Origin of the sequence: Planomicrobium sp. MB-3u-38, assembly GCF_002836425.1 — a bacterium.
Classification (GTDB): Bacteria; Bacillota; Bacilli; order Bacillales_A; family Planococcaceae; genus Planococcus; species Planococcus okeanokoites.
Window position 1 is genome coordinate 343,985 of the sequence record NZ_PJBO01000060.1, and the last position, 12,321, is coordinate 356,305.

Here is a 12,321-nt window from a genome sequence, read left to right on the forward strand (position 1 = left end):
GGATCACAACAGCGAAGATGACTTGGGAAATAAGTTCAGCGCGAGTCAAGCGTGGTCGAAGGCTCTTCGACCGGCGCTTTGCGACGAAGCTAGCGCAGCGATGCAGGAGCACGAGGTTTTTGGCAAGGTAAGCTGTTTTGCGAAACATCGGTTATATAATTTTCTTTATTATATTTTTAAAAATGTTGCTAAACCTTATATTTTCGTGCCTTATAGGCTTCAAGGAGGCCGAGGTCCTTATTGAGTAAATACTCCATTTTTACGTAATCGCGCCGGTTCGGAATATGCTCGGGCGTCAGGCCTTTCATGGTAAAGATGAAATAATAGCCGCCGATTTGGCGGAACCATACAACGACGTGAGGAAATTCATCAAATATAGCTTTTATATTATAACGTTTCGCGTAACTCCAATTTACAAGTTTCATAAAAGTAACCGCCTTTCACTGCCCTTATTTTAATAAAATTTTGCGGCGAACACAAGTTTGATTGGCGCAGGAAGAGGTGTTTCCATTTTGACAGACAAGCAAAAAAAATCCGCGCTCGGCATCATGGTGCTGGCGATCCTTTTTGTATCCGTAAATCTCCGGCCGGCCATTTCATCGATCGGGCCGTTGCTGGATACGATGCGGGAAGAGTTGTCGCTGACAAGCAGCAAAGTGAGTCTGCTGACTTCGGTTCCCGTTTTCTGCATGGGGCTGTTTGCTCCGCTTGCGGTTGTGTTTAATAAAAAGCTCGGACTGAAAAAATCCATCGCGGTTCTGTTGACTTCGATCGGGGCATTCACCTTGCTCCGCGGATTCCTGCCGACATATCCTGTTCTCCTGACCAGCGCATTTTTTATCGGTTTATCAATTGCGATCATCAGCCCGTTGCTGTCTGCGATGATCAAGCGGAATTTTCCGACCCGGACAGCTTCATTGATCGGTGTCTATTCATTCGGCATGGGGCTCGGGGCAACATTGGCGGCGGGTTTGACGGGTGTTTTCTATTCATTTTCGGGATGGCCAACTGCCTTGGCAAGCTGGGGGCTGCTGTCGATTGCGGCGATCATCTTATGGCTTCGCGTAAAGGAGCCGGCAGCTGAAGTTGCTGAAATTCCGATGGAAGGTGCAGCAGTCGTTTCGCCTTGGAAAAACAGGCGTGCCTGGTATATGCTGCTGTTTTTCGGTTTCCAGTCGGCTTTGTTCTTTTCCATCATTACCTGGCTAGCGCCGATTGCAATCGAAAAAGGCATGTCAATAATCGTTGCCGGTGCAGTTTTGACGGTCATGTCGACTGTACAGATCGCCTGCAATCTATCGATTCCGCTGCTTCTTGAAAAATGGCCAAGCCGGCATTTATGGATCATGGTCAGTCTTGGGTTCGGAGCGGTTGGTGTTATATTGCTGATGTTTGCGGGCGGTGCCTTTATCTGGCCTGCAGCGATTTGCCTGGGCATCACACTCGGAGGTCTGTTCCCATTGGCATTAATGATGCCGTTGGATGAAAACGCTACGCCGGATGACGTCAACAGCTGGACTGCGATGATCCAATCGGGAGGGTATATCATTTCCGCGCTTACGCCTTTTGCAATCGGCTTATTTTATGACCGGTTTCAAAACCATATGATATCTCTTAGCCTGTTCCTGGGTTTCATCGCGATTCTCATGGTGTTCGCTTTTTTATTGAAAGAAAAACCTGCAGCTGAGTAAAATTAATACGAATCAAAAAGGGGAAGACCAATTATGAAAGAGCAGATTTACACTACGATTATTTTTGACATCGACGATACATTAATGGATTTTGCATTATCCGAACAAGCGGCATTACATAACACGTTCATGGAATTTGATCTGCCGAATGGTTTCATGGATATGCATGCCAGTTACAGAGCCATCAGCAAAGTTCTTTGGCAGGATCTCGAGCAGGGCAATATTGCTTTGCGGGAACTTGGCATCGAACGATTCCGCAGACTGTTTCTTGAACATCGCTCAGACAAAGACCCAATCGCTTTCAGCAGCGCTTATTTAAGCTATCTGGGCAAGGAGGCGCATTTGATGGCGGGCGCACTTGAAGTTCTTGAGCAGTTATCGCATTGTCGGCTGGTGATAATGACGAACGGGTTTGGAGAAGTCCAGACTTCCAGACTGAAAAATTCGGATCTTGGCCAGCATTTTGACCACATTGTCATCTCTGAAGAGGCTGGATATCAAAAGCCGGATCCCGGAATATTTGAATTCGCTTTTTCTAAAATTGGAGTTGAAGCGAAAGAGAATGCGATCATCGTCGGCGATTCATTGACATCCGATATTCAGGGCGGCATCAATTATGGCATTGATACAATCTGGTTCAATCCATCAGCCAAAAAGAATGACAGTCCAGTGGAGCCGACTTTTGAAATAAGAGATCTTCTGGAAATCATTGATATAGTGAATGGAAGTTTTACACAAGGAAAGGTAGGATCCAAGTGATCATCAGACAAGCGGAAACTGCTGACGCGGAACGATTGGTGAGTTTGATGGCTGATGCAGAAAGATCAGGCTTCATGCTATTTGAACCGGGTGAAAGGCAAATAGCACCAGATCAGTTAGACAAAAGAATAGCGGCGGTTGAACAGGATGAAAAATCAGCGATACTGTTGGCAGAAGACAATGGGGAACTGAAAGGTTATCTCTTCATCATCGGCAATAGCACTCAGCGGATGAGCCATAATGTGTATCTGGCAATCGGTATTGCTGAAGCAAGCCGGGGACAGGGAGTGGGAACGCGATTATTTGCAGGGCTTGATAGCTGGGCAGAGGAAAATAATATCCACCGCCTTGAATTGACGGTGATGATGCACAATCGCGCCGGTGTCGCTTTATACCAGAAGGCGGGCTTTAAGATAGAAGGAATCAAAAAGAACTCGTTGAAAGTCAACGGTGAATACATAGATGAGTATTTTATGGCGAAGCTGCTAGGATGAATAAATAGATAGATAAAAAACGGACGCTTCCATTTCAGAAGCGTCCGTCAATATTATTTTTCGATTTTTTCCTGTTTCCATACGGCATCCAGAAAATCATCACGGCCCGATTGAGCACGGTCTTCCAGATAATGTTCCGAGTTTTTCTTATAATAATCCTGGTGGTAGTCTTCTGCAGCATAAAAAGGTGCAGCTTCAAGAATTGGTGTGTTGACCGGTTTATTGTATCGTCCGGATGCATCCAGTTCCTGCTTTGAAGTTTCGGCGATTTCACGCTGTCTGTCATTATGGACAAAGATGGCAGGTCTATACTGATCTCCGCGATCCTGGAACTGTCCTTCATTGTCTGTTGGATCGATCTGCTGCCAGAAAATATCAAGCAGCTGCTCATATGGGAAAACTTCCGGATCGAATGTGATTTCGACCACTTCAAGATGGCCGGTTGTGCCAGTCTTGACCTGCTCATAAGTGGGATTTTCAACGTGTCCGCCGGAATAACCCGATACCACTTTCTCTATTCCGTCAAATTGGTCAAACGGTTTGACCATACACCAGAAACAACCGCCTGCAAATGTTGCTTTCTCTGCCATAATCATTCTCCTCCTGTCGTTCATAAGAGAAATAGTACCACTGCAACTGTTTCCAGACAATAAAATTGTTTATACTGTATGGAGATAAGGTGAAATCAGCTTTCAAGAATCCGTAAATATAAAAAGCCAACCGAAACCTGCAAAAGTTCCATGCGTCATATTTGCATGGATATAGAAAGGAATGTGTCATTAATGGAAGAAGAACGCCAACTAAGAGGTAAACGCCGCAAAAAAAGAAGATTTCGGAAACGGGGAATCCTGTTCCTGTTGATGATTGTATTGCTTGCCCTGGGCGCTTACTTTTTTATGCAGTACCAAAGCGGCAAGAAACTGGCAGAAGAATCGGACTTGCCGGAAGTCGAATTCAATAATGATGAAGAAAACGATGGCTACGAAAACATCCTGGTTCTGGGTGTGGATGCACGGGGAGAAGAGAAATCCCGTACAGATACGATGATGCTCGTCGCACACAATAAAGAAACGAATGATGTGAAAGTCGTGTCATTCATGCGGGACATCTATGCGGAAATTCCTGGATATCAATCGTATAAATTGAATACAGCATATTATTTAGGCGGCGTGGATCTGCTGGCTGATACGCTGCGCAATATGTTCGGTGTGGAAATTCAGCATTATGCACTTGTCGATTTTTCCAGTTTTGAGAAGTTGGTGGATATTGCCGCGCCGAATGGTGTCAAAATGGATGTCGAAAAAGATATGTCCGAAAATATCGGCGTATCCCTGACACAAGGCGAACAACGTTTGAACGGCAAGGAATTGCTGGGCTATGCTCGTTTTCGGGCAGACAATGAAGGGGATTTCGGCCGTGTGCGCCGCCAGCAGCAGGTTCTAGCCGCTTTGAAAGAAGAGATGATCAGCATCTCCGCAATTCCTAAATTCCCGAAATTGGCGGGAGCCGCACAAGGCTATGTGCAAACCGATATGCCAGTGCTTGATCAAATAAAGCTGGCGACTGATATGGCAACCGGTGGAACGGAAGGCGTTGAAAGGCTGACGATTCCCGTTGAAGGCAGCTACAGCTATGGCAGTTATGCGCAAGCCGGATCTGTCCTGGAGATAAATCTGGAACAGAACCGACAGGCATTAAGTGAATTTTTAGATCAGCCGCTGCAATGAAAAATTCTGAAAATATGATAAAATAAAATAGAATAGTCCATATGGAAAGTAGGGCGCGCCATGGAACCAGAAAATAAGCCATCCTTTTTCAGAACGAATTACATTCAGTTCCTGGGAGGCCGAAACACGTTATTCACATTAATCGCTTTAGTATTGATCGGTTTGATCATTTTCATATTCAGGGAAGTGTCATTCATCTTCAATCCGCTGAGCGTCTTTATGCAGACAGTCGTTTTGCCGGTTACGCTGGCTATGATCCTGTATTACTTGTTGAGACCTGTACTTAGGCTTCTTGAGCGTTTCCGCATCAAAAGGATATGGGGGATCCTGATTATCTTCATGGGTGTCGTCGGTCTGTTGACGCTTGTCACTTTCCTGATCCTGCCGTTTCTCAGAGAGCAGCTGCAGATGCTGATTGAAGAGTTCCCGCAATATTTCATGCAGTTATTGACAGACATCGACGCGTTTCTTCGAACTTCTTTTGTCGGGGATTACTATACCGGCTCTAATTTCGACATCGATCAATTGATGGAAACGCTGCCGGACAATCTGTCCGGCATACTCCAGGATGTTGTGGCAAGCATCATTACCGGGATCACTGGTTTCCTTTCGACGATTACAAGTTTTGTCCTGTCGATCGTCATTGTTCCATTCATTTTGTTTTATTTGCTTAAAGACGGCGAAAAGCTTCCTGAATATATTTTAAAACTTCTCCCGCCGCGTCTGCGCGATGATACGCGAGAAGTATTTGGGGAAGCAGATAGGCAGTTAAGTGCTTACATTCAAGGGCAATTGATCGTCGCTTTCTTAATCGGCGTCATGGTTTTCATAGGATTCCTGATCATTGGCATGAAGTATGCACTGCTTCTGGGTGTATTGGCTATGTTCACAAGCGTCGTCCCGTATATCGGGCCAGCCATCGCGATTACGCCTGCAGTTATCATCGCCCTTGTAACTTCGCCATTCATGTTAGTGAAGCTTGCGATCGTATGGACAGTGGTACAATTGGTGGAAGGGAACATCATTTCCCCACAGGTAATGGGAAAAACACTATTTATCCACCCGGTCACGATCATTTTCGTGCTGTTGACTGCCGGCTCACTGTTTGGTGTAGCCGGGGTGATCCTGGGTATTCCGGCATATGCGATTCTGCGGGTTCTGGTATCCCATATATTCAAGCTGTTTAAACGCAGATACAATAAACATGAACCTGTGCTCGGCAATCAATATGATTACACGGAGCTGCACTAGAAGTTTACAGTTAAACCGGAAGTGGTAAAGGGATAATACAAATATTTGGAGGTTTCCGAGATATGAAATTCAAAGAGTTTTTATCATCTATCGGCTTTGGCTCGATGAAAGTCGAAACAGTTGTGGAGAGGCCGCATTTGGAAGAAGGCGAGACCTTGAACGGCACCATCTATTTTGAAGGGGGAGACTCCGACCAGGAAGTTGACTACGTGGAATTACATGTCATTAAAATAATCGACGATTATCGAGAAGACAGTGATTTTAACATTATCGAAACCATCGTAGCCAAGCAATCCATGGAATTTGCGGGCTCCGTCAAATCTAAGGATACAGTGATGCAGCAATTTGAAATCGTGCCGGATGAACGCTGGCTGGTGGAAACTGATAAAGCGCGTCTGATTTTGCGGACGATAGTGCACATCCGCGAAGGTGTGGATGTACGTGATGAAGACGAGATTACATATGGGAAGATTGAAGGCTGATAAAGCCTTCTTTTTTTGTGTTAAAATATTTTTAATTCTATAAATCGCAAAAATATAAGAACTGGAAGTGATGGAATTGAAAGCAGGCTGGGAACGAACCAAACCGATGATTTTACCGGACCATCCGACAATATCCGTAATGCTGAAAGAAATGTTGAATGGAAAGCCCATAACACGAATCGAACCGCTCGGCGGCGGACTCAGCAATTCCAATTTAAAAATAACTTTGCAAAATGAAGAGACAATTGTTCTGCGGATCTATAATGATGGCGGCAAAAAAGCGGAAATAGAAAAAGAAGTTTTGCAGCTCGTCCAAGGGAAGCTGCCTGTACCTGAAGTGCTCTATCATGATTTTTCATTGTCATTGCTGGAGTATCCGTTTTTAGTCTTAACCTGGGTGGATGGTTTTCAGTTGTCCGAGTTGTTTCAAAAAGGGGATCCCAGCGACCTTGCAAATTCGGGCAATGAAGTGGGCAGGCATCTGGCGGAAATGCATAGCATTCAGTTTTCTTCTCCAGGATTTTTTGATGCAACGCTCAAAATACAGGAATTTGAAATATCGGGTGCAGCGTCATTTTTGGCAGTGTTGGATGAGATTCTTCGTGACCGCCAGGTGATGCAAAATTTAGGTTCCGATATGGTTCACAAAATCGGTCAGTTCGCTAAGGAGCAGGCCCCTTTACTGGATCATTTGGGCAATCAGTCCTCTTTGGTGCACAGTGACTTTAATGCGTTGAATATACTAGTTGAAAGGGAAGGGAACGGTATCAGGGTGACCGGCATTTTAGACTGGGAGTTCGCTTTCAGCAATTCGCCATTGATCGATATTGGCAATATGCTGCGGTATGAGAATGGAGATGTTTCTTTATTTATGGGGCCGTTTATCTCCAGTTACCGGGATAACGGAGGCATATTGCCGCAGCACTGGCTGCAACAGGCAAAATTATTGGATCTGATCGCCTTGTGTGACCTGGCCAATAATGAAGAATGCGGCGAAGTGCGATTGAGAGACCTCCAGAAGCTGATCAGACAAACGATGAATGAGTGGGATAGATATTCGACTATTCAAGAGATGTTATAACAACAACGATTTATCTATGTATCCAGTTTTAAAATAATACATACAAAAAAGCGGACCGGATAAATGTATATCCTGTCCGCTTTATTTCGTTGAAGAATTGATGCTGAATCAATCCTTCTTATCTTTTTTCTCTTTCGGATTTTCTTTCGCAGCGTCCTGTTCTGCTTTTTCGGCCGCTTTCTCTTCCGCTTTCACGGCTTTCGCCGCCGCATCCTGTTCTTCATTCACATCATCTTCAGCATCGGGTTCCTCGGATGGTGGCGGAACCGTGCCTGATTCCTCGTCCGTAACTTCATCTTCCGGAAGTTCGGCAGCTTCTTCAGTCTCAGCAGATTCATTCTCAACCGGTTCTTCAGGTGTTTCCGGTTCTTCTACTGTGTCTTCTTCCGGAACAACTTCCTCTTCAGAAGGCTCTTCCGCTTCTTCGTCGGATTCCTCTAATTTGGCGAGTTCCTTCGCCACTTTGCGATCCAGGCGCTCCATCGCTTTGGCGACATTTTTAGCCAGCGATTCCTTTGCCTGCGGATTCGTCACTTTCTCCATGGCTGCTTGCAGCGCCAGCAGGCTGGAACTGAACTTGGCTTCCAATGCAGCACGCGCGTCTTCTTCCGTCAAATCTTCATCCGTTTCCGAACCCATATCGACAGGTTCTTCTTCAGCCTCTTCAGCTGGAAGTTCTTCTCCGTCCGGTTCGTCAGCAGGCGGCTCTTCCTTTTCATCTTCGTCGCCATCCACCAGCTGATCAAGGCCTTCTTCATACAGCGCCAATGCTTTCTCCAGCGTTTGGACTGCCAATTCCTCATCGCCCGCAGCCATCAAAGCTTCCGCTTCCAGAATGCGCTGCTCTGCATACTCAGCAAATAATTCCGCTTCCGCAGCTTGGTCAAACGTGAAAGCCAATTGGACCGTTTCCTGCAATTGCTTCAGGAAATAAAAGAAGTCACCCGGCACCAGTGCGGGTTCTTCTGCTACAGTTGTGTCAGTTGCATTTTCTTCAGCAGCTGGAGAATGTTCATCGGCTGAGGCAGCCAGTGCATTCAACGACAGCATGCCAGCTGAAGCAATCACCCCGACTGCAAAATAGCGCTTGATCTGTTTGGAAACTTGTTCTTTTTTACTTTTTGACAACATCTCATTACCCCCGAGTTCTTATTTCAAATCGAAGGGATTCGGAACTCTACTATAATAGAAGTATCAACCGCCATTCCCGGCAGTCCAGCCGCCATAGCCGAAGCCACAGGCCTGTAACTTTGCGTCACAGCCTTTCAGCTGTTTTGCCTTTATACAAGATGCGAATAAATATTTTGCTTAGCTTTGAAAGAAAAACAGAAAATTATTGCCACTTAAGTTTAAATGAATACTATAGAACTAGGTAGGGTAAAATGAACTTATTTATTGTATAAATTTTCAAGTGGAATGGTTTTAAAATCACTCAAGAAGATAGAACCGTACCCGTAATCGAAGAAAGGATTACAAGCAGCAAGATTGCGGCAGATAAAGCAAAATCTTTAGGCTTTATAGACACAGGCTGATAGAACTCTTTTCGGGCTTCACCGGTAAATCCACGCGCTTCCATCGCAAAAGCGGAGCGCTCCGCTTTTCTCACAGCTCCGGCAAGCATCGGAATAATGATTCTGCGGATATTAAGAAGCCTCTGCCACCAGTATTTTTCAACCGCTGTTCCGCGGAGGCGATGTGCCTGTTGGATCTGAAAGAATTCATCTCTCAGCACGGGGAGGAACTGATAGCCCACCAATACACCATAGGCTAGTTTTGGTGACAGTTTCAATTGCTGCATCAGGCTCATGACGAATTTTACCGGATCCGTCGTCAACGCGAACAGGAGAGAGAGGGAAGAAAACGCCAGAACACGGAAAGACAGGGATAACGCCAATGCCAGTTGCCTATCAGTCACATCATGTCCGAACAGCGACCATATGACTGTGCCGCCGGTTTCAGCACTGAAAACAATCGTTGTCCAGAGATAGCCGAATGCGCCCAGCACAAAAGGAAACATGAACAAAGTCCAAAGCTTCCAATTGATGCTGCTGAAAACGAACTGCATTAAAAGGATGCTGATAAAAACGAGCAGCGGCGTCCAAGGATTAAAGAAAAATGCGAGACCAAGCATCGCGATCGTCACTGTGATGAATTTCATCGCGGGATTCATATCATGCAAAAGATTCCGCACGTCGCGTCACTCCTTTCGGCGCTAGCAGGTTATGGGACGCAAGCAGTTCCACGTCTTGCCACACTCTCTCGGAAATAAATTTCCCGGTCATTCTGCCGTCTTTTAATAGCACAACAGAATCGGCGACTGCGGCAGCGAACTCCATATCATGCGTGACGATAAAAACAGTATCTCCCCGATCCAACCGGCTGTCGATAAGACGGAACAATTCCAAAAGCGCCGCTTCATCCTGGCCTGAAGTCGGTTCATCGAGAAACAGCACATTTCGTTTATCCGCCAGCATCGCTCCGATCGCCACCCGGCGTTTCTGGCCGTGGCTGACAGCAAAAGGATTGTGTTCCTTGATATCCGTTAAACGGAGAGACTCTATGAGATCATTCAGTTCCTGTTGGGAAGATGTTCCGCCAAAAGCCAGTTCGTCAAGGACTGTTGAAGTTAGAAACAGAAATTCTGGTGATTGTGGCACATAGCCGCACGGGTCTGATGCGAATTTCACGGCTACCTTTTTATAGATGCCGCAGATCGCTTTCACCAATGTCGATTTTCCGCTGCCATTTGGTCCTGCAATAACAATGCATTCCCCTTTTTTTGCAGTCATGGATAAAGGGTGGAGCATTGTATTGCCTTTCACCTTGACTGAAAGTCCGGTCGCAGTTAGAACGGTGGAATCAAGCATTGAATTCAACCGGAGCGGGTACCGCAATGTTTCATGTGGCTTGAAGATGGCATCTTCAGAAATTCTGCCATCGCTCGTAACCTTAATCTCACGGTTAAAAAATGTTCCCCAATAATCCAGCCTGTGTTCAACAGCGATGATTGTCAGATTGAACGTCTTTTGCAATTGATCGAGCCAAAGGATAAATTCTTTGGCGGTATATGGATCGAGATGCGAAATAGGTTCATCCAGCAACAGGACTTCGGGATTCATAACTAATGCACAGGCAGTGGCAACCCGCTGTTTCATTCCGCCGGAAAGTGTTTGGATTGAAACATGCCGGAGGTGGGACAGACCGGTTAAATCCAGGACATGACGGATCCGCTCCTCCATTTCGCTTGCCGGGGTATTCAAGTTTTCCAGTGTGAAGGCAAGCTCTTCTTCGACCGTCGGCATGCAGAACTGCGAATCCGGATCCTGAAAAACGGTTGCCACGCGGTGGTTGATTTCTCCCGGTGCATAAGAATCAGCCGATTTGCCGAAAGAGTGAATTTCGCCATCCACGATGCCATCGCAATTGGCGGGGTAGAGCCGGTTCAATAAATACAGCAACGTCGACTTGCCGGAGCCGCTGGGACCGGAAATGGCGACCCGTTCGCCGCGCTCGATCGCAAAAGAGATGGATGAAAGTGTCGGTGATTGGTCATCCGGAAAACGGAAGCTGACATTATTCATTTCAAAGATAGTGTCAGGCATTGGCATCACGCGGCTGTGTCCGGGCAATGGCGTAGCCGCGAAGTGAACCGGTCGCAAGCAGCGCATCCCCGATATATTTGCCGCCAATTCCTGCGATGATTGCTCCACTCAATACGCGCAGTGTGAACATCAGCGCAACGAATGAGGGATCGAGCGCCGCGTAGCCGGATACGAAATAACCGTAGATGAAGCTGAATACTGCCGCACCGATGCCTGCAAGCATAAATACGAAAATATTAAAGTGGCGGTAACGCGTCACAGCAAAAGCGGCTTCAGCGCCGAGCCCTTGAACAATCCCGGAAAGGATGAGACGCGGACCAACCGCATTTCCAAGCATCACTTCGATGATTGCCGCCATGGTTTCGGGAATTAAGGCAGCGCCGGGCTTACGGATAATGTGCATACAGATGATTGAAACGATAAACCAGATGCCGAACATCCATTCATAGGCGATGGGGCCGATCAGACCAGCCCATATATTGCCGAGGTGGATGAATAACAGGTAGACGATGCCAAACACGACTCCGAACAGGGACATCAATACAATTTCCTTCAGTTTCCACGATTTAAGCATTTTCGGTGCCCCCTTTGTGAGACGGGCTGTTGATGCTCATCGATACCGTCATGACCAGATGTCGGTGTTCATCAGAACGTGCATGAGTGAATGATTCTTCAAAGAATGCAAAGACATCGTGTATATCGCCGTGGATTCCGCTCGCGTAATGCATCGAATCGTTCCAGACGCAGTGTTCTTTTGCCCGTTCCACTTCACGGTAAATAACGCTCATATAATCCGGGTTGTTCATCGGATAAAGTGCAAACTGCGACGATACATACTGCTTTGTGTTATCCGTATTCAACAATTTATCGCCTTTGTCGAGGTAGACATCTCCTGACGAATCTCCCGGGCAGCCGATTGAGAACGTGCCGTACAATGCCACATGTTCGCCGGTTTTGGCTGCGTGCAGTGTCAGCGCTTTTGCTACATTGAAGACGTGATTCTGTTTTCCTCGGATGACGGTCGAGACATCATCCGTGTGCATCCAGACATTCGAGGTGTCTGTTTCATTCAGCGCCCCTTTGATTATTTTGATGAAGTCGCCGGACATCGGATTGAGCGTGAAGCGAAATCCGACAATCGGGCTGGTGCCGCATTGCAATGGTTCCATAACAATATTCCTCCTTAAAAATGTGCACAAAAAAGGCCGCATCCGTGAAGATGCAGCCACTGTTC

General features: G+C 46.4%; 14 protein-coding genes and 1 riboswitch. Of the genes, 7 read left to right on the top strand and 7 right to left on the bottom strand.

Features of this window, described 5'->3' with window-relative positions; all coding sequences use genetic code 11:
• Positions 1 to 188 precede the first annotated feature (188 nt).
• Positions 189 to 425 (bottom strand): hypothetical protein, encoded by a 237-nt coding sequence (locus CXF70_RS12855; protein ID WP_084245705.1) that lies wholly within the window; start codon positions 423 to 425, stop codon positions 189 to 191.
• Positions 426 to 512: 87 nt separating this feature from the next.
• Between CXF70_RS12855 and CXF70_RS12860 the strand changes: the two genes are divergently transcribed.
• Genes CXF70_RS12860 through CXF70_RS12870 form a run of 3 tightly spaced genes read left to right on the top strand, consistent with a single transcriptional unit; the run spans position 513 to position 2,944 of the window.
• Positions 513 to 1,691 carry an MFS transporter gene (locus CXF70_RS12860; RefSeq protein ID WP_101802979.1) on the top strand — a complete coding sequence of 393 codons (1,179 nt, stop codon included), beginning with the start codon at positions 513 to 515 and terminating at the stop codon, positions 1,689 to 1,691.
• A 33-nt stretch (positions 1,692 to 1,724) separates the two neighbouring features.
• Entirely contained in the window at positions 1,725 to 2,450 is a 726-nt protein-coding gene (locus CXF70_RS12865; RefSeq protein WP_101802980.1) for a YjjG family noncanonical pyrimidine nucleotidase, read from the top strand.
• Positions 2,447 to 2,944: a GNAT family N-acetyltransferase gene (locus tag CXF70_RS12870; protein ID WP_101802981.1), complete on the top strand. Its 498-nt coding sequence runs from the start codon at positions 2,447 to 2,449 to the stop codon at positions 2,942 to 2,944. Before CXF70_RS12865 ends, CXF70_RS12870 begins: the two co-directional genes overlap by 4 nt.
• 53 nt (positions 2,945 to 2,997) lie before the next feature.
• Here the strand turns inward: CXF70_RS12870 and msrA are convergent, their stop codons facing one another.
• Positions 2,998 to 3,534, bottom strand: a complete 537-nt coding sequence (gene msrA, locus CXF70_RS12875) for a peptide-methionine (S)-S-oxide reductase MsrA (RefSeq protein WP_101802982.1) — start codon at positions 3,532 to 3,534, stop codon at positions 2,998 to 3,000.
• A 192-nt stretch (positions 3,535 to 3,726) separates the two neighbouring features.
• Between msrA and CXF70_RS12880 the strand changes: the two genes are divergently transcribed.
• From CXF70_RS12880 to CXF70_RS12895, 4 genes are all read left to right on the top strand, one after another.
• On the top strand, positions 3,727 to 4,671 hold the full coding sequence (locus CXF70_RS12880; RefSeq protein ID WP_101802983.1) for an LCP family protein: 945 nt from the start codon (positions 3,727 to 3,729) through the stop codon (positions 4,669 to 4,671).
• Positions 4,672 to 4,731: 60 nt separating this feature from the next.
• The gene (locus tag CXF70_RS12885; RefSeq protein WP_101802984.1) at positions 4,732 to 5,922 is read left to right on the top strand and encodes an AI-2E family transporter; all 1,191 of its coding nucleotides are present in this window, start codon (positions 4,732 to 4,734) and stop codon (positions 5,920 to 5,922) included.
• 62 nt (positions 5,923 to 5,984) lie between these two features.
• Positions 5,985 to 6,404, top strand: coding sequence for a sporulation protein (locus CXF70_RS12890; protein WP_084245719.1), 420 nt, complete (start codon positions 5,985 to 5,987; stop codon positions 6,402 to 6,404).
• A 70-nt stretch (positions 6,405 to 6,474) separates the two neighbouring features.
• Entirely contained in the window at positions 6,475 to 7,485 is a 1,011-nt protein-coding gene (locus CXF70_RS12895) for a phosphotransferase family protein (protein WP_101802985.1), read from the top strand.
• A 108-nt stretch (positions 7,486 to 7,593) separates the two neighbouring features.
• Here CXF70_RS12895 and CXF70_RS12900 read toward each other — a convergent pair whose 3' ends face one another.
• The 5 genes from CXF70_RS12900 to CXF70_RS12920 all read right to left on the bottom strand — a co-directional run bounded on the left by CXF70_RS12900 (position 7,594) and on the right by CXF70_RS12920 (position 12,256).
• Positions 7,594 to 8,616, bottom strand: coding sequence for a DUF5667 domain-containing protein (locus tag CXF70_RS12900; RefSeq protein ID WP_101802986.1), 1,023 nt, complete (start codon positions 8,614 to 8,616; stop codon positions 7,594 to 7,596).
• A 75-nt stretch (positions 8,617 to 8,691) separates the two neighbouring features.
• Positions 8,692 to 8,774: riboswitch (cyclic di-GMP riboswitch) on the bottom strand.
• A gap of 143 nt (positions 8,775 to 8,917) precedes the next feature.
• Entirely contained in the window at positions 8,918 to 9,676 is a 759-nt protein-coding gene (locus tag CXF70_RS12905) for an energy-coupling factor transporter transmembrane component T family protein (protein ID WP_233208632.1), read from the bottom strand.
• Positions 9,657 to 11,144 (bottom strand): ABC transporter ATP-binding protein, encoded by a 1,488-nt coding sequence (locus CXF70_RS12910; RefSeq protein WP_233208633.1) that lies wholly within the window; start codon positions 11,142 to 11,144, stop codon positions 9,657 to 9,659. The genes CXF70_RS12905 and CXF70_RS12910 overlap by 20 nt, the downstream gene beginning before the upstream one ends.
• Positions 11,080 to 11,661, bottom strand: a complete 582-nt coding sequence (locus CXF70_RS12915; RefSeq protein ID WP_084245729.1) for an ECF transporter S component — start codon at positions 11,659 to 11,661, stop codon at positions 11,080 to 11,082. Before CXF70_RS12915 ends, CXF70_RS12910 begins: the two co-directional genes overlap by 65 nt.
• Positions 11,654 to 12,256 (bottom strand): YkoF family thiamine/hydroxymethylpyrimidine-binding protein, encoded by a 603-nt coding sequence (locus CXF70_RS12920; protein WP_101802988.1) that lies wholly within the window; start codon positions 12,254 to 12,256, stop codon positions 11,654 to 11,656. Before CXF70_RS12920 ends, CXF70_RS12915 begins: the two co-directional genes overlap by 8 nt.
• Between the last annotated feature and the right edge of the window lie 65 nt (positions 12,257 to 12,321).